The organism is Pseudoalteromonas sp. KS88 (assembly GCF_004766475.1).
Lineage (GTDB): Bacteria > Pseudomonadota > Gammaproteobacteria > Enterobacterales > Alteromonadaceae > Pseudoalteromonas.
In genome coordinates, this window is the sequence record NZ_PYHV01000025.1 from 47,207 (window position 1) to 71,905 (window position 24,699).

Consider the following 24,699-nt stretch of genomic DNA (forward strand, 5'->3'; position numbering starts at 1 on the left):
CATTGAGTGAACATATAAATAGCACCAATCAGAGCAGATAACGCTTGCACCTGATACTGTGACTAGGTATAAAAATAATACCCACTTTTAATAAGAAGCGAAAAGCCATGCAGCAACATGATAATCAACCCCTTACTGACTTTAATGAGTACCCTGAAGAAGTTATGCTTGAACGCGCAAAGGAATTTTTAGCAACCAGCCAGCGCCGCCACAGCATTCGCAGCTTTAGCGACCGCCCCGTACCAAAAGAGATTATTGAAACCTGCTTAAAAGCTGCGGGCACCGCTCCAAGTGGCGCGAATCATCAGCCGTGGCATTTTGTAGCGATTCATTCAGGTGACGTGAAAAAGCAAATTAGAGAAGCCGCAGAAAAATTAGAACGCTCTTTTTATGAAGGTCGCGCTGGCGAAGAGTGGCTTGATGCGTTAAAACCGCTAGGCACTGATGCCAGCAAGCCTTACCTAGAACATGCCCCTTGGTTAATTGCTGTTTTCAGTCAAAAGAAAGGCGGTTTAAGCACCGATGACAAAAACACCAATTATTATGTGCATGAGTCAGTCGGGCTCGCTACAGGCTTTTTAATTCAGGCGCTACACCGCGCAGGCCTTGCGACACTCACTCACACACCAAAACCAATGAGCTTTTTAACCGATATATGTGGCCGTGATAAAGACAACGAGCGCCCTTATATGCTTTTAGTGGCCGGTTACCCCAGTGATGAGGCAACCGTACCTAATCATGCCTTAGTGAAAAAATCACTTGATGAAATAGCCACGTTTATTTAACCGTTGTTGGCTTATAGTCAATTGCCAGCTTGTCGCCAGGGTTAAGCCCTGCGACAACGTGTACGTTTGAACCCTGCACCTCGCCTAAGCGTACAAACCGACGCTCTATAGCATTATTGTTTAGTACATAAACCATATTTAATTGTCCAAATTCATGTATCCAATCAGTTGAAACAACCACCCCTTGCTGTGCATGTAGCGGTAATTTTAACTGCGCGTATAAACCCGGCATTAACCCATTGTGTGACTTCATATCTAAACGAATTAATAAACTACGCGCCGCGCTGTCTGCCACAGGCACAATTTCAGTCACTATGGCCTCAGTGCTTATATTTAATGTGGGTAAATGCACTTGCAGTGTTTGCCCTAATCGCAGCTTAATTGCTTGGCGTTCACGAACATTAAATTCAAGTTGCAGCTGCTGAGGGTTATACAAGGCAAGCAAGGGTTTTCCCGGAGTGGCTGTATCGCCCGGCTCGACTAACCGCTCAACAACAACACCTGAAATTGGCGCTTTGATACGAGTAAACTCAAGGGCAACTTGGGCTTGCGTTTGTTGCTGCTGCGCAATCGCTAAGTTGGCTGTTGCATTATCAAACTTAGCCTTTGCATCATCAAGATCACTGACCGAGACTAAGCCTTGTGAATATAAATCACTGATGCGTTTAAGCTGTTTCTCAGTTTGTGTTAGCTGAGCTTGAATCGCCTTTATTTGCGCATCACTTTGTGCCAATTGCGCTTTGAAGTCATTTTGTTCCAAACTGATCAGTACATCACCTCGGGTTACACTATCACCTGCTCGAACATTTAAGCGCTCTATCTGCGCCATAACTCGTGACGAAATTTGTGTATTTTGTTTTGCAATCACACTGCCTGGCACCAACTCATTTCGTGCAATGGCTGTAGTGTTAACCGTAATAACTTGGCCTGTGTAATCAGGTGCGGGGAGTGCTTTGTTTCCAGCAGCCTGCTTATCTGAAAAGCTCCCAGCCATATAAAGTACTGAACCAATAATCACCACCAACGCGATGATTGAGCCAAACAGTTTTGATTTACCTTGCATGAGCATCATCCTCAGTTGCTTGTGTGTTTGAGAAAACTAAAAAATAAACTAACGGTACCACGAAGAGTGAAAAGACGGTCGATGCCACAATACCAAAGATTATCGCAATCGCTAGACCACTAAAAACAGGGTCAAGGGTGATCACTAAGTTGCCAAGTAAAGTGGTGCCTGCCGTCAACAGCACTGGGCGCATACGTGTTGTTCCGGCGACAATTAAAGCGTCTTTAATTACCATGCCTTGTGTTCTGGATTGATTGATAAACTCTACAAGAATAAGCGAGTTACGTATTACAATACCCGCTAATGCGATCATGCCTATCATGGCTGTTGCGGTAAATAATACTGGCTCTGGTGCGCCAGCAATACTGCGCTCACCAAACTGATTGAGCAGCCAGAAACCAGGCATAATACCAATCACCGTCAAAGGGATCGCCGACATGATGATTAACGACAAGCTTGCTGATTGTGTTTGAATGCGCAAAATAATAAAGATCGCGGTTAAAGCAAATGCAAACGCGATTCCCATATCACGAAATACATCAATCGTGATTCGCCACTCCCCTTCGCCACTAAACGTCACATGCGTGCCATCTGGTAGTTGCCAAGCTGCGGTGCCACCGTTATTGAAAAAGTGCCTACTTAGCCAGTCTGTTTGAGTAAATTCTTCGCTACCTGTATTCAAATCAGCGCTTACATCGGCAATAATTTCTGCGGGTGTGCGGCCATTAAGTTCAGCCATTACATAAACGACATCGCGTTGGTCTTTGCGCATAATGGGCTTAGCCACATTTAATGATGAGAATTCACCGAGCTCTGACAAGGACACCAGCGGACGAGGTGCACTCGACAGCCCATATTCATCCATGGTTTTTGCCAATTCACGATCACCACGCAATTGCATGGCGAGCAGCGTTGCTAACTGGTTTCGCTGCTGATATGGCAGCTGCATTTTAATATCAACTGGTTGCGTTTCACCACTGACATACATCACTCCGACATGCTTACCCACAGAGGCTATAGACAATGTATTGGCAATGTCGTCGGTTGACACGCCTGATAACGCCGCTTTTGTTTTATCGCTAATAAAGCGCTGCAAAGGAGCTGGCGCAGCAAGACTGGTATCCACTTCCACCACGTGTGGCTCTTGCCTTAAACGTTCTGCAACATTGTGTGCCGCTCGATGAAAAGTCGCGGTATCAACAAATGCGTCACGGTATACTTCAGCGACAAGGGTGCTTAAAACCGGCGGCCCTGGTGGCACTTCTACGACCTTAATTACAATGCCATTAACAGCGAGAGGTGCAAGTTGTTTACGCAAACGCATTACTACGCCATGAGATTGTTGCTCTCGCTCTACTTTATCTAATAACAGCACTCTTAGCTCGGCCAGGTGTGGAGCTTCACGGCGATAATACCCGCGCACCATACCATTAAAGTCCATGCTTGATGGCTGACCAACATATGCAGCTATTTCGCTTACTTCGTTTAGCTGCCACGTTACAGCCTGTACTTTTCGGGTAATAAGGGCTGTATGTTCTAAGCTTGTTCCCTCAGGCATATCAATCAGCACTTGCACTTCATTTTTATTATCAAAGGGTAATAATTTCAGCGGGACTGCGCGCATTACTGGCAATAAAGCACTAATGATAAAAAGGGTTAAGGTTATCCACAAAACCAACTTGGCCCTGCTTTTTGATGCTAAAAGAGGTGTTAATATCCGCTCATAAATACCGACCTTTTGTGTAACGACTGCGTGAGGTTCAGTCCCCGTTTCTTTTAATAGCTTCATGGCAAGCCATGGGGTAACAAAAAACGCGACAATAGTCGAAACCGCCACACTCAACGGAACATTGAATGCCATTGGCGCCATATAAGGCCCCATCATGCCAGTGATATACGCCAGAGGTATAAACGCCACCATAATGGTTAAGGTAGACATTAACAATGCACCGCGTATTTCGCTCATTGCGGCTACGATTTGCTGCTTTTTGTTACCTTTTTTTTGTAAAAAACGACTGATGTTGTCGATGCCCGTTATAGGGTCATCCACCAGCAGACCAAGGGATAAAATCAATGCAAAAAGCGTCACCCTATTAATGGTGTAGCCAAAAGCAAAATCTAAACTCAGGGTAATGCCATAACAAATCGGTACGGCAAGGCCCACCACTATCGCGGGGCGCCAACCCAAAAACACCCCAACAAAAATAACCACTGTAAAAACAGCGAACACCAGACTTGACGTTAAGTTATTCACTTTTTCGTCTGCCGTTTGGCCGTAATCCCGCAGCGTGGTGTAGTCTATTTCAGGAGGTAAAAAGCCTGCTTTAAGCTCAGCCATCATTTGATGCACGTCGTTGGCAACCGCAACAGCGTTAGTGCCTGCTTTTTTAGCAATACTGAGGGTCACTAATGGCTGGTCTTGTTTGCCATTAGATTGTGCTAACCACTGATAGTTATCAGGCTCACTGGGTCCATCAAGGACATGAGCCACATCGTTTAAATAAACCGTTTTGCCATTAATGACATTGACCACTAACTGCTCTATTGCGGCTTTTGAACGAAGTACATCACCGGCCTGTAGCGTTATTTGCTGCGCTGCATCGACAACACTACCAACGTGCGTGAGCTGGTTTGATACGCTTAAGGCATAATACACATCTGCTAGCGTTGTTTGATGCGCCGCTAATGCGCTAGCATCTAAATTAACCGTTAAGGTGCGTGTGCGCCCTGCAATAACTTTTACTTCACTGGTGTTTTCAATACGCTGAAGGCTGTTTGCAATTTCATACGCAAAGCGGGTTAATTCAAAATCACTGTATAGTTTTGGATCTTTACTGAATAGGCCAAGCATCACAATTGGCACATCATTCACTTCAATCGGTCTAACTTGCCATGCACTAATAACTGATGCCATAGTGTGTTGATAGCTATAAAGTTTTGCGTAAGTATCTAAAATAGCTTGCTCGCGGTCATGCCCCACTTCAAAGCGTAGCGTAACAACCGTGCTATTCGTGTGTGTGGTTGAGTAAATATGTTCGACACCACGCAGTTGTGCTAATAATTTTTCTAGAGGCTGGGTGACTAACCGTGCCACTTCCGGCGCCTCAACGTTCGGAGCCGAGACATATATATCAAGCATGGGAACCACAATTTGTGGTTCTTCCTCTCGTGGGGTCTGTTGTAACGCCATAATGCCAAGCAAGACAGCCATCACAAAAATAATCACAGGAACACGGCCATTGAGGCTATTTTTTACTGCGCTATCAAGCGTAGACATCATCTTATTCCTTACAAAATAAGCCATATAATGTGGCCAACATCGCTTGCGCATGCTGATCCACTACACGGTAATAAATTGTTTGCCCCTCTCGACGCGTATCAACTATGTTGGCTTTACGCAGAGCTGCTAAATGCTGCGATAAGGCTGATTGTGCTAAAGGGACAGCTTCATTAAGTGCAGATACACTCATCTCTGTATCTTGTAATGAGCATAAAATCATTAAACGGTTTTTATTGGCTAATATCTTTAATAGCCCTTCAGCACGCTCTACGTTGTTAGCCATAGCAGCAAAATCGATAGTCATAAGTTCACTCTTATATTCAAAGTACCAAAATAGTATAGGTTGTTATATTAGAAAAGTCTAATATTAGAATTTACTAATGTATGCTTTTCTAATATATTTATTCTATATTCACTTTGTGTTGAGGTTAAAATGAAACTAAACGACGTACTCCGCCTTATCGCTGGCATCATGGTTGGCATTTCATTGTTGTTACAACAGTTTCACGATCCGCTATGGATTTGGTTTACTGTATTTATTGCCCTAAACTTAATTCAATCGGCATTTAGCAAATGGTGCCCAATGATCACTATCTTAAAAAAACTTGGTTTCGAGGAATAACATGCTTACATCTATCCCTGATTTAATGAAAATAATTACACCAAACCAACGTCGTATCGAAGCAGAACAAGCAAAGCAAGAGCTTGAGCAAAACCACGGCTTATTAATTGATGTTCGCGAGCCTGCTGAACATGCTACAAAGGCAGCAACGGGTGCAATCAACATCCCACGTGGCTTACTGGAAATGAAGTTAATGGAGATAGAAAAAGACCCCGCACGCCCTATTTATTTGCATTGTGCCAGTGGCGCACGTGCAACACTAAGCGCAGAAGCGCTCACGCGTGTCGGCTACGAAAACGTGACTGTCATTACCTGTAAAGCAGATACTATCTGCCAGGTATTTTAATATCTGTTTCATATAATAGTCATACTGGTCGGATAAGCTCATTGTTTTACTTTTAACGGTACAGAGCAATGACGTTTACACGGAGAAGTTTTTTAAAAGCATCGGCAGCGGGTTTTGGCGCTGCCGTTTTATCATTAGGCATCACAGGGTGTACATTTGATGAAAACGATGATGAAACCATTGAAATCAGCTTTGATCACGGAGTAGCCAGTGGCGACCCGCTTAGTGATAGCCTAATTTTATGGACCCGTGTAACCCCACTCGACACAGCAGCCAGTAGCATTAAAGTACAGTGGCAAGCCGCAACAGATCCTAACTTCAATAACATTAGCCATGATGGCGAAGCGCTTGTAACAACCGCCAGTGACTTTACTTTAAAAGTAGACCTTCAAGGCTTAGATGCTAATACCACTTACTACTACCGATTTATCTCTAATGGAAAAGCATCACCTGTTGGTTCAGGTAAAACACTGCCTACAGGCAGTATTGATCAAGTGAAGTTCGCCGTTATTTCATGTGCCAACTACCCTGCGGGCTTTTTTCATGTGTATGGTGAAATAGCAAAACAAACTGATTTAGACGCCGTATTACACTTAGGCGATTATATTTATGAATACGGAAATGGTGGTTATGCTTCGCAAGATGCGGCGCTGTTAGGACGTTTACTACCCCAAGACAATAGCGAAGAAATACTCAATTTAACTGATTACCGTAAACGCTATGCGCACTATCGTACAGACCGAAATTTGCAAGCTGCGCATAGTCATTGTGCATTTATAACCGTGTGGGACGACCACGAAGTAACCAATGATACATGGCGTGAAGGTGCACAAAACCATAACGATGGCGAAGGGGAATTTAGCGAACGAAAGCTCCATGCCCTACAAGCCTATTTTGAATGGATGCCAATTCGTAATGTCACTGATAAAGAGCGTATTTACCGCCGTTTTGAGTTTGGCGACTTAGTGTCGCTGTATATGCTAGATACTCGAGTTTTAGCCCGTGATGAGCAGCTAAACTACGGTGATTTTGACTTAACTAGTGCACAAGGGCAAAGCGATTTTGTAAGTGCCATTAGCTCGCCTAGTCGTGCATTACTTGGTAATGAGCAGCTCACGTGGCTGACAGATGGCATGACAACATCAAGTGCTCAATGGCAAGTTCTTGGTCAACAAGTGTTGATGACCAAAATGTACTTACCATTCGAAATATTACATTTATTAGTGACTCTACAGGTAACACAAGCTGGCGGAGGAGATATTGCGCCACTATTAGCTCAAGCCAATACAATGTTTGCAGAATTAGCCCAAATTAAAGGCCGTATTTTGGTTGGCGACCCAACAGTAACTGACGCAGAGCGAGCCCGTGTTGATACCACTGCACCTTATAATTTAGACGCCTGGGACGGCTATGCTTACGAACGCGAAGTGCTACTTGGTACTGCAATCGCTTTGCAAAAGAATTTAGTTGTGTTGGCTGGTGATACGCATAACGCATGGGCAGGTCAGCTAACCACAGATGCAACCAACCCAATTGCAGCTTCGCAACATGCAGGGGTTGAATTTGCGACCTCATCGGTGTCTTCACCCGGCCTTGAAGAGTACTTAGCATTGAATACCCAAGGGCCAGAAGTTACTGCTCAAATGGAGCAAGTTATCCCATTGCTAGTAAACGACTTGGTATATAACAACCTTGTTGATCGTGGGTATTTAACGATTACGTTTACCCCTGAACAGGCAACCGCAAAATGGCAATACGTAAGTAGCATTAAAACTGCCTCGTACACTATGCAAACCGAACGCAGTAACGAGCTTCATGTAATAGCTGGGCAGCCACAGATTCAAGGCTAATAGTATTATGATAAATATACTCAGCTTAAGCGAGTCACTTAAGCTGAGTAATCATTATAAGCTGCTACCAAACAGGTTAAGCGTATGCTGATTAAAATTACTTAAGTTTGGAAATATATCAACCAGCTCAGAATCTGGTACACCAAACCATTTGGCTAAAGTGGCAAAGTATTGCTCATTGGCAACACTTGGAATTAAGCGACCTGAGCCGACATCCTGCGGGCCATCTAAATGCTGAGTAAGTAGCTCTCCATATATATTCCCCCCTTGTACAGCTCCTCCCATCACTATTTGATTGCCTGCCCAGCCATGATCGGTACCATCCCCATTTGACGTTAAAGTTCGGCCAAAGTCAGACATAGTAAATGTTGTTACATTGTCAGCCATATTCAGCTCTTTCATTGCACTGTCAAATTCAGCCAACCCTTGAGCAAGTGTGTTGAGTAATAGTGGATGGGTGTCTAACTGATCATCATGCGTATCAAAGCCACCCATAGAAACAAAAAACACTTGCCTTTGTGTGCTTAACCTAGATTGAACACTAATTGCTTTAGCAACTGCTGCTAGCTGCTCTGATAAAGATGTTTCACTGAACACCGTTGCAAACTCAACGCCCGATTCCAGCGCAGCATTCATTGCTTGGGTGTTATTGATCGCCGAATTAAAGCTGCTCGCGTAGGCTGTTGTCAGCGGATGCTGAGTGTTATTCATCAAGCGATTCATAATACTTGTTACATGTTCTGCACGAGGTTGATAACCACTAAATGCATTAATCTTACTAATGCCACTTTTGTTTAGTGCAAATGCTTTTGTTTGATCGCCCGTTTGCCAAAGATTAGTTCCATCCAATGAGATATTGGCTGCAAACTGGTCTTGCTGCCCTAAACGCTCCAACAAGCGTGCTCCCCATCCGCTATTTAATGACTGTTTCTCGCGCCCATACATCCATGATGCTTGTTGATCGTTGTGTGAGAATAGATGCTTAGGGAGTGCGGTAGTTTTATTTTTGTAGTCATTGTAGGTGGTTGGTGTAAGCAAAGTACCAACACCGCCAACAAACGCTAAATTGGCAGAATCAAATACGCTCTTTATTGCACTCAAAGAAGGGTGTAACCCCACCCCACCAGCAAAATTTGTTGGGGTATTTAATGCCACAGGTGAAGCTACCGCAAGATTTTGCCGACTCTGTTCGTACAGTATGCGTTGTTCACCGTCTAGCGGAACAAGCATATTGAGTGAATCATTCCCGCCATATAAAAACACACATACCAAGGCTTTGTAGTCAGTTAATTGTGTTGTATTTACTGAGCCGGTGAGTGCTTGTAACTGCAAGCTTGTCAACGCAGCTGCCGAAACTCCACCTTTTAAACATAATGATAAAAATTGTCTTCTATTTAAACTCATTATATTTCTCCTAATACTGCAGATTAAATTCAGGTGAAATGGCAATCATATACAACAGGTACGACACTCTTTCTGGGTACTGGTCATCATCAAAATAAGCGTCTAAATCACGTAAAGCTTGGCGAGTATGGTCACTCATAGAGCCAGCGTAATACACAACATTGTATTGCTCTAGTAATGCCTCAATACCATTGCTCTGTAAAATGCTCATATCGTTTTGAAGATAAACGTAGATACTACTCGACTTTAACTGCGTTTGTTTTTCGGCCACACCCCACACTAGCTCAGAGTAATGCTCATTCATTGTGCCTATTAACGTTGCATCCCCTGCAATTTGCAATTCAGGTGCTAACAAACCATCAGCACGTAATTGCGCGGGTTGATAGTCAGGTCGAAAAAAGTTAAATACCGAAGGTGAGCGCATTGGACCCTGTCCTAACCTGTCAAAAGTGTTCCAGGTTCTGTACTCATCATCCAAAGATTTTGCATCAAGGTTGCGCCAAAACTGCACTACTTTAAGTAACGGCTCTTTAATCTTTCCTTGATAGCTTAAAACAGAACCAAAATGGCGTGCTTCATCGTCTAAGTAAATAGCCTTGATCACGGCAGCTAAATCACCTCTTACCCCCTGACCATTATCATTAAATACGCTAGCAACCCGCTCAACGTATCGTGATGTTGGGTTAGAAGTTATCAAACGCTGAATAAGTTGCTTGGTAATGAATGGGGCAACATTAGGATGATTAAATAGGTTGTCGAGCGCTATGTTGAGTGATTCCTGCGGTCCATACCCCTGTGGGATGATTTGACCGTTCAACAACACCTTTTGCTTATTTGAATGATACTCTGCAAAGGCCTTCATGGGTTTAATATAATTGCGGTTTTTGCGCTTGAATGTCTCATTATCAGCATATGTCCACCCGGTAAATACCCGAGCAAAACCTTCAATTTCTTCTTGGCCATAAGTGGCAATGCTATTGCCTTGTGCATCGTGTTTTAACGTACCATTGAGATTTAGCTCGTCTAAACCGATAGTGAATAACTGCATGACTTCGCGGGCATAGTTTTCGTCTGGGCGAATGTTTAGTGCTTCATCCGCTTTTTCATTGCCTAAATGACTCAAATACGTCCCCATAACAGGCGACAGTGTTACCGCTTCAAGCAAGTCTCGGTAATTACCAAAGGCATGCTCAAGGAGTAAATCATAGTAGCCAACCATGGCTTCTGGCTCTGAGCGCAAACCATTATTAGCATCAGACACCACCAGTATTTCGCTTAGTGCAAATGCCACTCGTTGTCTAAGCTGGTCATTGCTACGCATCACCGCTTTCCACCAAGCATCTATGCGATTGATGTAACCAAACTCATCTTCACCCGGACTTTTTATCAAGTAATCGCTGTGATAGCCAACAGGTAAAGCTATTTGCTGATCAAGCCACTGCTGCTCACTCAGCCCTTGTGCTTGGTGTATTTCATTGAGTGTTGGGCCCATACTGCCTTGGTGCAATAACCGTGAGCTGGCAAATTGGTCCATGCGATTGAGCGCGGTAAAGCGGATATTAGCTGTTGCAGTTGCCCCCTGATTATCTGTTGCTGTTACCGTAAAAGCGTACTCTGTTGGCGTAAAGCTCAAGGCAGGGGCAAGATCAAGTGTTATTGAGTTAGCGTTGACAGGCTCAGCAAGTACGTTTTGCCCTTCACTTTGCTGCCAAATAACACTAGCAATACTGCCATCTTCATCACTGGCTGTTGCGGATAATGTAAGCGATTGCCCTTTGGCTACCTCACTAGGCACGTTGGTAATGGAAATTGAAGGGGCTTTATTTTGCGTGACAACAGGTGTGACTTCATTTTCACTGTTGCCGCCTCCACCACCACAACCACTGAGTATACTGGCAATACTGAGTATCAAAAATAATTTATAATGCATATTAGTTCGACACCTCTAAACAAACGACGCCTATTTAAAATGTAGCTATAGCACCATTAAAACACAAACCATCAGTGACAGCTCTAAGGCGTTTGTCGGTATTTAAACTGCTCAAACGTTAGGCATTCAACATAGTATTAAAAAGAAAATTACGTCTCTGTTTTGTTAGGGATTAGCTAATTAATATATGTGATTAATATTTGTACGATGCAGCACCAAAAACGATCAGATAAGGGGGCTCAAATTGCAATGATGCCCCTGTTTATGATGGAACTATAAAATGTTTTCAGCTTATATTTTCGACTTAGTGATTGACGTATTTACTTTTTTTCGTCCAATAAAGTAACCATCATTTGCTCAATATTTTTTACGCTATAAGTTAACGCACGCAGCAACTCTAACTGGCTATCAGGCTCATTATTTTGCGCTTTACTCGGTTGTGAAGACGTTAAGTTATCTTTTTGCGTTAAAATCGCTTCACGAAATTCACTGGCATCAACGACACCCAATAATGATACTAATGCTCCTTGCCCCGACTGACCAGCCGTTTCAAAGCTCAAACGATACAAACCAAACAACCGCATCAGCGGGCCTTGGCTTAGTCCTACATCGGTTATTTTTTCAAGCGGAATCGATTTCTCTACTTTAAAAAATACGCCTCGCTTTACCACCAGCTTACGCTCTAAAAGTTCAGCCGACATAGCCGCTAAAATACGACCACTGACAAGCCAAACAATCAACACAATAATGGGGATTAAAGGAATACTGACAATACTGATTGTGCTTATACATAGGGCAAAAACTAACCAGTAAGACTTTATTTTGGGATCAAATTTAGCAGTTTTTAAAACAGACTCTGACATCGTAGTTACTTCCTTTTTGTAATTATAAATTTAAGATACGCTAAGTTATTGACCACTGCAATTGAGATATAAAAAAGCCGAGCATCCAGGGGGCTCGGCTTTTGGGTTTACAACTAAGACTGATTAATTCTTACTGATTAGTACCTTCATGTTGTTACGGTCAGGCCCAATTACAGCAAAGGTGTAATTTCCTTGCTCTGCAATGGTCAGTTTTATATTCGCACCGACGGCTTCAAGTAAGCTTTGCTCGCCCACCATCACTACGGGTGCTTCACCTACACCACCATAATCAACGGTACTCCAATCTTCTGAGGCTATTTTAAATTCATAATCGCCAGCCGCTAATTCAAGTGACGTGCTATACATCGCATTGCTTTGATACATAAGCGGATTGTCAGTACCCCATCCATTTAAACTACCGCGTAAATAAACTTGTGTTTCACCAAACATTTTCGCATCAAATACACTCAGGGTTGGCTCATCTAAGTTACTAGCATCAAACACAAATTGGTAATCACCATCACTGGCAATATCCATCATCATGTTTGCGCCTTTAGCAGCGAGTAGCTTCTCTTTAGCCACAGTTACAAGCGCATCAGACTCACCAGAACCAAAATCAACTGTCTCCCAATCCTCAGAGGCAATTTTAAACTCGTAGCTGCCTGCGCTTAGTGTTTTAGTGAATGTGTAAATACCTTTACCCTGGTACATTAGTTCATCACTCGTACCCCAATCATTTAAGCTACCGCGTACAAACACGGGCGTGCCCACAAACGGCTCTTCGTTATACACTGTAAGTGTCGGGCTCTCTTTATCACTGGCATCAAATGAGAATACATAAGTTGCATCCATAGCCGCTGTAAAGGTCATGTTTGCGCCACTGCGTGTTAAAGACTCCGCTTGGTTCTCCAGCACTTCTTTGTCTGCATCACTGAGCGCACCAAAATCAACAGTTGCCCAGTCTTCAGAAGCTATCTTAAACTCGTAGTCACCCGCAGTAAGTGTAATAGCTACGCGGTATTCACCGTCGCCCATATATTCAAAGCTATCAGCTGTGCCCCAATCATTAAGACTGCCACGAACATAAACTGCCGTGCTACCAAATGGTACAACATCAGGTGCGCCAACCGTTGCATTAGCACTTAAGCCTGTACCTTGTGTATCACCTTGCGGTTTCACAAACACTGCCATAGTGTAAGCTGGCACAGTAAACGTGCCGTCAGTTTCGTTAGCACTAAAACTAACACCAGCCATACTGCTATCTACGCTGCTTTGCAGAGTTGGGTGTAACTCAAACCCTGTTGCTGTTGCAATTGTGTGTGAAAGAGCTTGCTCTGTCGCATTGATAACTACCACTAAAGCATCAAAGTTACTGTCTAGATCAGTAAGACCTTGGCCATCATCCAAACTCATTACGATTAAGCCGTGTTGCTGATTTTTACCCACATTATGAAAACCGACACGGTCGATAACATCTTGCTCAGTGGTTAATCTAAATAACGGGCTTGCGCTACGGATAGCTAAGAACTCTTGGAATACATCACCGGCATAGGCAATGTCTTGTGGCATCGCCTGTGCATCTGCATTAGCAGAGATAGGCATAATCTCAGACCATTTTTCTTGGTTCTTCTCTGCGTTAGGTAGACCAATGTTCCAGTTATTATTCTCTTTAGTTAAATCAACAGCATTAAACCAATCACCGGCATTATAACTATCACGATCCATTGACTTAGAACGCAGTAAATCAGCACCCAGTTGCATAAACGGAATGCCTTGGCTCATAAGTGGAATAGACAACGCCATGTTGTGCGCACGCACACGTTGCTCAATACTCATGCTTGATGCATGCTTATATTGCAACTGATCCCACAGTGTTTCGTTATCATGCTTAGAAACGTAGTTAATGCTATCTGCTGGGTCTAATGCATACGCTGTTGGTTGCGTGTTCCAGCTAAAGCTATTACCTTTTGCTGAATTACCTTTAAAATCTTTAAGAATGTAGTTTTGTAAGTTGCCCGCCAGCGATAAACGTAACGTATCTTGCTCCGCTAGATTGCCATCTGTCGGGTTATTACTAAACATTGCACCACCACGTACGGCTTCACGAATACGGTCGTTAAATGTACCAACCTCTGAGCCTGCCATATCAGCCTGTTTAGCTTGGGTGAATAAACGATTGTTAGCTACTTCACCAAAATCCCAGCCTTCACCGTAAAAATAGTTATCAGGGTCGACAGCTTGTACTGCTTCACGCGCAGCTAAAATGGATGACTTAGGCATATGCCCCATTACATCAAAACGGAAGCTGTCATAACCAAAATCACGAGCAAGAATAACCATTGAATCTGCAACAAACTTATCCATCATTACATGTTCAGTTGCTGTGTTTTCACAACAGGTTGAGCGTTCAATCGCTCCAGATACTTCGTTGTAACGGTGGTAATAACCAGGCACTAGTTTATCAAAGACTGATTTTTCCCAGACGCCTGATGATGTTGTGTGGTTATAGACCACATCCAGTACCACACGAAGTCCTACTTCTTGTAATGATTGCACCATGGCGCGTGTTTCAAGTACACGAGCAATACCTTCGCTGCTTGATGCATATGAACCTTCAGGCGCAATAAAGTGATGAGGGTCATAACCCCAGTTAAAGCCGTCTAAATCACGCATCGCACTGGCTAGTGCTTGTGCATCATCTGAGCCAGGTAGGTAACTTTGCATAATATCAACAATGGTGCTGTTTTTATCTTCGATTTTACATGCATCCGCTTCATCGTTAATGCGCTCACACAATTTACCTAAGGTATCAGTGATTTCAACACGCTCTGAAGCATCTTCTTCAATGGTGCCAATATCAGTCACTGGGAGTAAATGAAAGTGTGTTAAGCCTTTATCAGCTAATTGCTTAAGGTGCTGCATTGGCACGCTTTCAAGTTCTGTGAATGCAAGGTATTTACCACGGTTTGCTTCGCTCACTGACTGATCGCGAACACTAAAATCACGTACATGGCCTTCATAAATAACCGCATCTTCTGGGTTAGTAATTGTTGGCACGATACGCTCATCCCAGCCTTGTGGTTTAGTGTCGTCATCGCTCAAGTTTATCAGCTGTGAATAAAGCCCATTACTCGATACATTGAGTGAGTAAGGGTCGGTACTCCATAAGCTTTCAATTGCTTTAGTGGTTGGGTGATAAACATCAAATGCAAAACGGAAGTAATGACGGTCGTATTTGCTATCTAAACTGATAGACCAAATACCGGTATTGCTATCAAAAGTCATCGCACTGCTATCAACTTGCGTTTTATCAGCATCGAAAACCGTGATCATCATATTATTTGCAGTGGGTGCCCAAACCGATACATCAATTGCATTATTATAATAATGCACACCTAGCATGGCTTCATTCGCGTCACTTTCACCTTGAGTGTAAAGTGCGTCTAATGCTTTTGCTGATTGTACAAAGCTTGCTTCTAGTAGCTTGCCATCGGCATCGTAGCCTGCAACAACAAGCTGTTGCTTTATAAGCTGCTTTGCAGCGTCCGCATCCCAACTGCCTTGATAAGCAGTCCAATCCGTTAAGTGTGGTACTTTTGCAGCTTGCTCATCACTTAACTCGGTTGCAGTCAGCTCAACAGTTTCACCATTTAGCCCAGTGTCTAAATCAACCACCAAGTCAGCAGTTGCAGAAGAATGTAACTTAATAATTTGTGTAAGCTCATTACTTGGCTTATACAATACTGTATTTAAATCAATCCAATGTGCTGATGCGCCATCAATCGCAACCGGGCGTTCACCTAGGCTTGCAACTGGAAATTCAAAAACTGAAGGCTCACCATCAAAAGTAAAGTTCATACGTACAAAGCGTTCATCGTCTTGCATCAATGGCATGGTTAAGTCCACATCACCATATGCTTTACCATCGCCATCTGTACCAATGTGGACAATAAAGTTAGCGCATTCGGTATAACCTTCTTTCAACGCTACAATCCAGTAAGCACCATAGTTAGGATCAACACCATCATATTCGTGCCCGTCAGCCCAATCGGTTGCATCAAACGGCGGCGCGTAGGCATCACAGCCATCGGTGTTCCAAGAGTGTAAACGGTAGCCTTCGTATCCTTCATTTTCAGGGCGTTTATAAAATAATATCGCCTCACCTTCGCCTGCAAATACAACTGGGTCTGGTAAGTCAGGGTTATAGCCATTGATGCAGCTTTCGTTATTTGCATCAGGAAATAACGGTGCATCGCAAGAAATAGGCTCAGGGTCAACGCATTGTGTACCCTCTGCATTAGGGACTTGCGGTACATCACAGGTTAATAAAGTTTGTCCAGCTTTGACATCGCTACTGCCTGCGCCACCGCAGCCAAAAAGTAGCGTTAAACTCACTGCCAATAGCAAATGAGTTACTTTAGTTATTACATTCATTATTCGTGCTCCAATTTGCTATTAGTGACTATAGGTAAAACCTAAATAAACCTGACGGCCAAAATATTGGGTTGTCCCGGTGATACTTTCATTGCCAAAGTAACTCTGGGTTGGTTCATCAGTGAGGTTATTGACCTGTAGCAACATGCCAAATGAATCAGTAAATTGGTAAGAGGTTTGAAAATCGACCACGGTTTCAGCATTGAAATTGACTACCTGTTCGTTAATAGCCACTTGCTCTGACACAAAGTCCGAGCGATAACGCACATTAAGACGAGTTTCAAAGCTACCTTGGCTGTAGAACAAGGTGCCGTTTAATACGTTTTTAGACAAACCTGGTAAACCTTGCGTCATCGTATCACCACCTAAGCTGGTGATAGATTCAACCTCGCTCTCTGTGTATGAGTAGCTGCCGTTGAAGCCTAAACCATCAAATGGTGCTGGCAACGATGAAAACACCTGCGTATAGGCAAGCTCAATACCGCGAATGTAACCACCGTTCGCGTTATTAACCGCTGTTGTGTATGTACCATTAGTGGTCGCAACTTGCTCACCACTGACTGGGTTTTCAATAAAGTCCGGCACATTGAAGCCATTACCTTTAAAGTCGAATCCTTCAATAGCAATAGTATCGATAAATGAATCAATATTTTTATAAAACGCAGCTAAGACTAGCGCCCCATCTGACTCATCAAAATAATACTCATAGGATACATCGTACTGATCGGCGTAAAATGGTTTCAAGAATGGGTTATTAGTACTTGACCCATTAATTTTTCCTGAGGTTTTATCTGCTTGTGCGCTGGCATCGCCTGCTAAACGATTAATAGGTGGACGCGACATTACTTTCGCAGCAGCAAAACGCAATTGCGTGTTGTCAGACAGCTGGAAGTTTAAGTTCAGTGATGGCAGATAATCAACGTAATCAGTCCCTAGCACATTAGGCAAATAGTTTTGATTCACAATACCGATACTGTCGGTAATATTTTGCGCACCGAGGGCTAAATCACCATTCACGTTTTCTAAAATAGTAGCCGATTGATCGGTATCCACCCGACGAACACCGATATTACCTAGCACTGGCATATCGCCAATTTCAGCGTTAATGTTAAGCATTGCATAGGCTGAAAACACTTCTTCATACACTGAACCGCTTTGCAGCATAGTCCATGAATAGTTTGTAGTATAATCTTGTGGATCAACCACACCGTCTGCATTACCCCACGTGGTAACTGGTTGAGGAACACCTTGCGGGAACCACGCGTTCAAAGCTTTATCTAAATCAATCGCCAAATAAGACGGGAAATAACTAAACTCGCCCTGCCAATCAACAACATCAACCATATCATCGGTTAATTTAAGTGGCGGCTCGCTCGCTGAAAACGCACCATCATCTCCATACTCAAACACCGAGCGATTATTACTGTATTCGCGGTCAGAATAACGTGCACCAAACTCAACAGAGCTAAACCAGCTGTTATCTAATTCATACTTAAAATCTAGACGATACGCTTTAACTTCATCTTCATTTTTAAAAGGATAAATACCGTATTTACTCACCATCACACGGTCTATATCGCTAAATGCAGCCGCTTGATTAAAACCTACATCTGGTAAGTTCAATCCGTTGAGTTGATAATTTATTGATACGTTATTATCAAGAACAGGCTCTTGTGCGTTGGCATCTTCTGCCACTAGCGCCCACAACAAGCCATTACGGAAATTACTTTTTGCGCTCGACAATGACACGTCCATATTAACGTTTAAGCGATCGGTGACTTGCCAATCAGCATTGATCCCGTAACTATCCACTTCATCAAAGTCTTGATTGTCGTCGTTTACAATTTCGACGCGCGTATAGCTTTTTGAGGTACGGTTAACTGAAGCACCGATTACTGAGTTGCCTTCTAATTGCGCATTCGCATAGCTTGCGCTGGGGCCGCCTAATTTAACCCGAAAACCACGGGCAAACGACTCAGTATCAAAGCGAGATAAAAACACATCACCTTTAAGTTTAAAATTATCTACTGGAGTCCATTCAATGGCAGCCATGTAGCCATTTCGAGTTTCTTCGCCGCCTAAATGCTGAAGCTCAAAGCCTTCACTAATGTATTCGTTTTCAGGTTTGAGTTCAGGACCACCGGTATCATTTGCAAGGCCATCAACATCTTTATTATCGTTATACGCAAGGCCGATAAATTGGGTGGCAACACTGGGTTGAAATAAACGGGCATAACCCAGCGCAACACCTAAAGTGTCATCAAGGTATTTACCCTGATATGAAAAGCTAATGCGATCGCCATATTCTGTAGCATCATTGACTTCTGACGCACGGTCATTAAACATGCCTCGGGCATTCACTACAAACTTATGCTTTTGATCGTTGTTTAATGGGCTGGCTGTTTGCAGCTCAACAGTACCTGCAACACCGCCTTCAATCAGTGAGGCTTTTGGTGATTTATATACTGCTGCTGAGCTAATCAGCTCTGATGGATACTGATCAAATTCAATGCTACGGCTACCACTGGTTGAAACCTGCTCGCGGCCATTTAAAGTCGAAAAGACAAAGCCTCCCGACATACCACGTATGTTGATTTCCGCTGCCTGCCCGCCAGTTCGGACCGCTGAAATACCAGGTAATCGCGTTAATGCATCAGCCATTGATACATCAGGCAATGCGCCTAAGTCATCGGCTGATAGTTGCTCAGATACCGTGTCTGTAAAACGCTTTTGATTTAATGATTGAATTAAACTACGACTAAAACCGGTGACCTCAATCACTTCTAGGTCATCATCTAATTTTGGCTTTACTGCTGCATTTTCATCGTTTTCAGCTGCAGCTAATGCACTACTTGCGGCAAACATTGCGAGCATTAATGCACTCAGTTTGAATTTCCCCATGAGCTTCCTACCCTATTAATATTATAGTTGTGTGCTGTTTATTTCTGATTGGTGGATAAAATAGAACCAATAAAGTGTAACCAAAAAGTAAATTAAGTGTGATGAATACGTATGCATAAATAAGGACAATAGCTACAAAGGAGATGCATTTAGTAACTAAGTGCTGCGATCGTGTAGATAACGTCAAATGAGTCTACTTAGTAACAAAAGATTCAGTTTCACGTCTTTATTTCAAGAAGGAATTAAGCATTGCTAAAAGCAGCTTTTAGAGTAGGTAGTAAGAATTAGTGAAAATGAATACTCTACGTCATTAGAACCACTCTTATTGCTAGTCCTATAAAAACTACAGCCAATATTTTATCAAGCCAAGGGGAGGATTTTGTAAAAGCAAAGCGTTTTTTTGAAAGTTCAGTCAGCGCTGCAACAATAACATACCAACCAGTATCAATGATAAACACAGTGAAACACATGATCATGCCAACCTGGAGGTTCAAGTTTTCAGGGTCAATAAACTGCGAAAACAAAGCTAAAAAGAAGACCGCTAATTTAGGGTTTAAAAATGCTATAGCAAAACCATCTTGCATTGCTTGTTTTGCACTGCCGCTTTGCTGAGCTACTTGTAGTTCATCATCGCAGGGTTTTGCTAATAAAATTTTAAAGCCTAGGTATGCTAAATACGCTGCACCTAAATAGACTAATACTTGATATACAGTAGGAAATTGTAACATCAGTGTACCGAGACCAAGTAATGAAGCAGCAGCATAAAAACCCACGCCAATACCGTGGCTAAGTGCCGACAACATGCCATTTCTCATACTGCCATGAATGCTGTGTTTGAGCACCACAGCAAGACTTGGCCCTGGTGACATTGCCCCCATCATGCAGATGACAACTAAACTTAGCCAAACTGAGAATGTCATTGATATTCCTTATAGTTATTCATTTTCAACTAATAAGATGTAGGCGTAAACTTGGCCGTATACCCCTGTTGCAGCACTCACATTGATTACTTTCCAGCCATCTTGATTTAATTGATAAATTCGCTCATTAAGTGCGTCAATATCAATACCGCCTCTAAAAAAGCCACGGTGTTTTTTAAATTCTATTATTTTCTGCACAATGCGCTCGTTTATAACTGATATTCAAAATCATAAAAATGATTGCCACCTTCAATACGAATCGCCATTTTTCCACTGAGCCCTGTAAGTTCATTACTTCCAGAATCTGGTATGACATTTAAAATTAATGAATCTTGGCCTTTATCCATGCTGCCAAAGTGCTGCAATACAAAACTGCCTTGTTTGCCTGCAAGCGTGCCAACCACTTGCTCAATTGCCACATAGCCTGCACTGCCTTGGGTGGTGGTCATGGCGCTGAGCATTTCGCCAGTGCTGGTCGCATCAAGCTCACCAGTGAAGGTTTTATCAATCGACATACGACCCAAATTTACGCCGTCAATGCCTTTGGCATAACCTTCGATGGGGTTGAGTTTAACGCTAAATTCACCTGTTACTTTATGTGTTGCCATGTTAGTCCCTTAATGATTGTTGGTTGCGGTTATTGAAATATTTTTATTTGCAGCCATATCTATACCTTATCCACAAAAAAGAATCCAGCATGAGCACCAGCAAAACAGAGTCAAAAGACAAAGCTGCCTTTAGTAGTTTAATTCCTATTTTTCAGTTCATTAAACCCTACAAATGGGTGGTATTTTCGGCGCTTTTGGCGTTGCTTGTCACAGCTGGGGTTAACTTATCGCTCGGCCAAGGCGTTAAGTTTGTGATTGACCATGGTTTTATTGCAGGCTCACAGGAGCAACTTAGGCAAGCTGTGCTAGTGCTTATCGGGTTGATAAGTTTATTGGCAATAGGCACTTTTAGTCGTTTTTATTTAATGTCATGGATTGGTGAGCGCGTCAGTAATGATATTCGTAAAGCTGTATTTGAGCGCATAGTTACCCTCCACCCAAGTTACTTTGAAGAAAATCGCAGCGGCGAGCTAATGTCTCGCTTAACCACTGACACGACATTATTGCAATCTATTATTGGGTCATCGTTTTCGATGGCGTTACGCAGTGCGTTGATGCTTATCGGTGGTTTAGCCATGTTATTAATTACTAACTTAAAACTGACTTTAGTCGTAATTACCTGCGTGCCTTTAGTACTAATACCCATGATGGTTTTTGGTAAAAAAGTGCGCAAATTAGCAAGCTCTAGCCAAGATGCCATTGCAGATATTAGTACTTACGCCGGCGAGATCATTCAAAACATTAAAGTTGTACAAAGTTACAGCCACGAACACCGTGAGCAACAAGCATTTGCGCTTGAAACGGATAAAGCGTTTGCTGTCGCAAAAAGCCGTATTAAACAACGTTCATTTTTAATTGCCGCAGTGATATTTTTAACCTTTAGCGCGATTAGCATTATGTTGTGGGTTGGCGGCAATGATGTACTTGCAGGCACTATGACAGGTGGCGAATTAGGCGCCTTTGTGTTTTACGCCATTATGGTTGCTATGTCAGTAGCCACTGTTGCCGAAGTGTATGGTGAGCTGCAACGTGCAGCAGGCGCTGCGGCCAGATTGCTTGAATTATTAGCTGTGAAAAGTGAAATAATTAACCCAGCTCACCCACAGGATGACACGTTACACACTAATTCTCATTCGACTGCGATTGAGCTAGACAATGTCACTTTTAATTACCCGTCGCGTCCAGATGTGAGTGCATTGAAAAACATTTCATTAGGTATACAAAAAGGGCAAACAGTCGCGATTGTTGGGCCTTCAGGTGCCGGAAAAACAACCCTTTTCGAACTACTGCAACGTTTTTATGATCCAGCCAATGGCGATATAAAGTTTCATGATATTAATATCAAAAATTTGTCTCTTAAAACACTGAGGGACAGCATGGGTATGGTTGCACAAAACCCAATTTTATTTAGCTCTGATGTTATGCACAATATTCGATATGGCAACCCTGAAGCCTCAGACGAGCAGGTTTACCAAGCCGCTAAATATGCTCATGCAGATGAGTTTATTACCAGTTTGCCAAATGGCTATGAAAGCTTTTTAGGTGAGCAAGGGGTGCGTTTATCTGGCGGTCAAAAACAACGTATTGTGCTAGCACGAGCAATATTAAAAGACCCCGCAATACTGCTACTTGATGAAGCAACGAGCGCCTTAGATGCGCAAAGCGAGCAACATGTTCAAGCCGCGCTTGAGCATTTAATGCAAAACCGTACCACCTTGATCATTGCGCATCGCTTAGCCACGGTAAAGCATGCTGATATGATTGTTGTCATGGAGCAAGGTAAGATAATTGCCACAGGTACGCACCAACAGCTCATTGAGTCAAACCCACTTTACAAACAGCTGTGTGAACTACAATTTAATAAAGATTAAAACATGACTGCACGCTGTGCTGTCATACTAGGATCTGTTGACCTTTGCGGATTAAAATTTGTTCTGCCTAGGGGCGGTTTAATCGCCCCTAGGCAGAACCCTAAGGGCAATGCCTGTTTGGCATTGATACTGCAAATTCAACCTAGAAAGGTCAACAGACCTTATAATGTAGATTAACCTTTAGTGTTTGGTACGATTTGAATTTCTACACGGCGGTTTTGTGCGCGACCATTGGCACTTTCGTTACTCGCAATAGGCTGTGTTTCACCATAGCCTCGTGTGCTGATACGCCCGGCTAGGATTTGTTGATTTACTAAATAGCCTTTTACGCTTTGCGCACGTTGCTCTGATAGCGTCATATTGTAGCTATCTTTACCTGTGCTATCGGTATGGCCTTCAATACTAAGATACGTTTTTTCGTATTTGTTCATTACTTTTGCAATGGCATCAAGCGTGTTGTGAAAACCAGATGAAATATACGATTGATCAGTGGCAAAGGTAATATTAGATGGCATGACTAAGCGTAAATTATCTCCCTCGCGCACAACTTCAACACCAGACCCTGCAAGTTCATCACGAAACGCCTCTTCTTGTTTATCCATATAATCGCCAACAGCAGCACCGGCTAAAGCGCCAATTGCTGCACCGATAAAGATACGCTTATCATCATGATCGCCAGTTGCTTTTCCAAGGACAGCACCTGTAGCAGCCCCTATTGCAGCACCCGTTCCTGTATTATTTGTTTCACAACCTGTGAGTAATACGCCGATGATTGTTGCAGATAAAAGTGATTTAGTTAATGTCATGTTATGCCCTTAGAGATTAATTCGATTGACTATCAGATTAGCAAGGCGTCTATGAACAAAAAATGAAGTAAGTATTAAAAGTCCAGCATTTGTGAAGTGATGGGAGGTAATTTGTATGGCGCAACAAGTTGGGTTAACTGACCGCTTTTAGCCATTTGTTGCATCTGAATACGGAGTTTTTGAGCAATCACATTTGTTGCAAATTTTTTATTAAACGCAAGGTAGCCAAAAATAGTGTCTTTGTAACGATAGTCCATTTTGACTAACTTATTGGATGGTTGATTTAACACACTCATAGCATGATCAGCCGTCTCTTCTACTGCGATCACTAAATCTACCCGCTCTTTTAATAACAGTTCCATTGCTGTCTGCTCTGTCAGTACAGGTACTTTTAATAATTTTTCATCCTCATTAAAACGCTTAAAGTAAGCCGCGCCACGCATAACCGCTATTTTCTTACCATAGAGATCGTCATAATTGGCTATATTTAACTGGCTTTTATGACGTGCATAAAAAACAAAAGAGGATGACAAAGCCATATAAGCGGGCTTAACAAACACCATTTTTTGTTGGCGCTCAGGCGTTAATATTAATCCACCCATCGCATCAACTTCACCTTGTTCTAACATGCGTATGCAACGTGAGAATGGGCAACCCACTAATTCAATTTTAAAAGTAAGATGCTCTTGCATTGCTCTGACAATATCAACGACTGCCCCGCTGATCTCTCCATCCGAGGTGATTTGGCTATAAGGTGGTGCATGGTCAACAGCAATAGAGACTTTAGGTACTTTTGTTTGAGCATGAGACTCTACGGCAATTAAGCTAGATGCTAAAAAGAAAAAAGTAGGAAGAATATAACCAATAAATTGCATAGCTTATTACATTTGATTAAACCTTTATTACATTATATACCCAAACCCCCTTAATATGTCAGTTTCAGTTGCAATTAAAGCGATTTAGGCAAGGCATTGATTGCAGGTAATAGTCATTCTATTGTGAAAAGCAACAACGCA

General features: G+C 42.7%; 18 protein-coding genes. 5 read left to right on the forward strand and 13 right to left on the reverse strand.

The genetic code is table 11. The annotated features are described in order from the left end of the window. Positions 1 to 107 precede the first annotated feature (107 nt). Positions 108 to 785: a nitroreductase family protein gene (locus tag C7Y70_RS16510; RefSeq protein ID WP_135475920.1), complete on the forward strand. Its 678-nt coding sequence runs from the start codon at positions 108 to 110 to the stop codon at positions 783 to 785. Here C7Y70_RS16510 and C7Y70_RS16515 read toward each other — a convergent pair. Genes C7Y70_RS16515 through C7Y70_RS16525 form a run of 3 tightly spaced genes read right to left on the reverse strand, consistent with a single transcriptional unit; the run spans position 778 to position 5,432 of the window. After that, complete coding sequence (locus tag C7Y70_RS16515; RefSeq protein WP_135475922.1) at positions 778 to 1,848, reverse strand: efflux RND transporter periplasmic adaptor subunit; 1,071 nt, start codon at positions 1,846 to 1,848, stop codon at positions 778 to 780. The two genes, C7Y70_RS16510 and C7Y70_RS16515, sit on opposite strands and share 8 nt — an antisense overlap. Beyond that, complete coding sequence (locus tag C7Y70_RS16520; RefSeq protein WP_135475954.1) at positions 1,838 to 5,125, reverse strand: efflux RND transporter permease subunit; 3,288 nt, start codon at positions 5,123 to 5,125, stop codon at positions 1,838 to 1,840. The genes C7Y70_RS16515 and C7Y70_RS16520 overlap by 11 nt, the downstream gene beginning before the upstream one ends. A gap of 4 nt (positions 5,126 to 5,129) precedes the next feature. Further along, positions 5,130 to 5,432 carry a metalloregulator ArsR/SmtB family transcription factor gene (locus C7Y70_RS16525; RefSeq protein ID WP_099295598.1) on the reverse strand — a complete coding sequence of 101 codons (303 nt, stop codon included), beginning with the start codon at positions 5,430 to 5,432 and terminating at the stop codon, positions 5,130 to 5,132. A 129-nt stretch (positions 5,433 to 5,561) separates the two neighbouring features. On the opposite strand from C7Y70_RS16525, the gene C7Y70_RS16530 reads away from it, so the two are divergent. The 3 genes from C7Y70_RS16530 to C7Y70_RS16540 all read left to right on the forward strand — a co-directional run bounded on the left by C7Y70_RS16530 (position 5,562) and on the right by C7Y70_RS16540 (position 7,946). After that, positions 5,562 to 5,750: a DUF2892 domain-containing protein gene (locus tag C7Y70_RS16530; RefSeq protein ID WP_058561380.1), complete on the forward strand. Its 189-nt coding sequence runs from the start codon at positions 5,562 to 5,564 to the stop codon at positions 5,748 to 5,750. Between the two features lies 1 nt (position 5,751). Continuing rightward, positions 5,752 to 6,096 (forward strand): rhodanese-like domain-containing protein, encoded by a 345-nt coding sequence (locus tag C7Y70_RS16535; protein ID WP_099295597.1) that lies wholly within the window; start codon positions 5,752 to 5,754, stop codon positions 6,094 to 6,096. Positions 6,097 to 6,164: 68 nt separating this feature from the next. Next, complete coding sequence (locus C7Y70_RS16540; RefSeq protein ID WP_135475924.1) at positions 6,165 to 7,946, forward strand: alkaline phosphatase D family protein; 1,782 nt, start codon at positions 6,165 to 6,167, stop codon at positions 7,944 to 7,946. A 54-nt stretch (positions 7,947 to 8,000) separates the two neighbouring features. On the opposite strand, the gene C7Y70_RS16545 is transcribed toward C7Y70_RS16540, so the two are convergent. From C7Y70_RS16545 to C7Y70_RS16580, 8 genes are all read right to left on the reverse strand, one after another. Then, positions 8,001 to 9,350, reverse strand: a complete 1,350-nt coding sequence (locus tag C7Y70_RS16545) for a DUF1501 domain-containing protein (protein ID WP_135475925.1) — start codon at positions 9,348 to 9,350, stop codon at positions 8,001 to 8,003. Positions 9,351 to 9,360: 10 nt separating this feature from the next. Further along, positions 9,361 to 11,280, reverse strand: a complete 1,920-nt coding sequence (locus tag C7Y70_RS16550) for a DUF1800 domain-containing protein (RefSeq protein ID WP_135475927.1) — start codon at positions 11,278 to 11,280, stop codon at positions 9,361 to 9,363. Positions 11,281 to 11,600: 320 nt separating this feature from the next. After that, positions 11,601 to 12,143, reverse strand: a complete 543-nt coding sequence (locus tag C7Y70_RS16555; RefSeq protein ID WP_099295593.1) for a PH domain-containing protein — start codon at positions 12,141 to 12,143, stop codon at positions 11,601 to 11,603. Between the two features lie 123 nt (positions 12,144 to 12,266). Next, the gene (gene pulA / locus C7Y70_RS16560) at positions 12,267 to 16,577 is read right to left on the reverse strand and encodes a pullulanase-type alpha-1,6-glucosidase (RefSeq protein WP_135475929.1); all 4,311 of its coding nucleotides are present in this window, start codon (positions 16,575 to 16,577) and stop codon (positions 12,267 to 12,269) included. 21 nt (positions 16,578 to 16,598) lie between these two features. After that, entirely contained in the window at positions 16,599 to 19,478 is a 2,880-nt protein-coding gene (locus tag C7Y70_RS16565; protein WP_135475931.1) for a TonB-dependent receptor, read from the reverse strand. Between the two features lie 302 nt (positions 19,479 to 19,780). Further along, a complete protein-coding gene (locus tag C7Y70_RS16570; protein ID WP_135475932.1) occupies positions 19,781 to 20,398 on the reverse strand; it encodes a LysE family translocator in 618 nt (205 codons plus the stop codon). A 15-nt stretch (positions 20,399 to 20,413) separates the two neighbouring features. Continuing rightward, on the reverse strand, positions 20,414 to 20,596 hold the full coding sequence (locus C7Y70_RS16575; protein WP_135475934.1) for a hypothetical protein: 183 nt from the start codon (positions 20,594 to 20,596) through the stop codon (positions 20,414 to 20,416). Between the two features lie 11 nt (positions 20,597 to 20,607). Then, positions 20,608 to 21,006 carry a DUF3224 domain-containing protein gene (locus C7Y70_RS16580; protein ID WP_099295588.1) on the reverse strand — a complete coding sequence of 133 codons (399 nt, stop codon included), beginning with the start codon at positions 21,004 to 21,006 and terminating at the stop codon, positions 20,608 to 20,610. Positions 21,007 to 21,095: 89 nt separating this feature from the next. On the opposite strand from C7Y70_RS16580, the gene C7Y70_RS16585 reads away from it, so the two are divergent. Further along, a complete protein-coding gene (locus C7Y70_RS16585; RefSeq protein WP_135475936.1) occupies positions 21,096 to 22,877 on the forward strand; it encodes an ABC transporter transmembrane domain-containing protein in 1,782 nt (593 codons plus the stop codon). Positions 22,878 to 23,050: 173 nt separating this feature from the next. Here the strand turns inward: C7Y70_RS16585 and C7Y70_RS16590 are convergent, their stop codons facing one another. Together C7Y70_RS16590 and C7Y70_RS16595 are read right to left on the reverse strand one after the other, a co-directional pair. Further along, positions 23,051 to 23,683 (reverse strand): OmpA family protein, encoded by a 633-nt coding sequence (locus C7Y70_RS16590; RefSeq protein WP_099295586.1) that lies wholly within the window; start codon positions 23,681 to 23,683, stop codon positions 23,051 to 23,053. A gap of 74 nt (positions 23,684 to 23,757) precedes the next feature. After that, on the reverse strand, positions 23,758 to 24,558 hold the full coding sequence (locus tag C7Y70_RS16595) for a transporter substrate-binding domain-containing protein (RefSeq protein WP_135475938.1): 801 nt from the start codon (positions 24,556 to 24,558) through the stop codon (positions 23,758 to 23,760). Between the last annotated feature and the right edge of the window lie 141 nt (positions 24,559 to 24,699).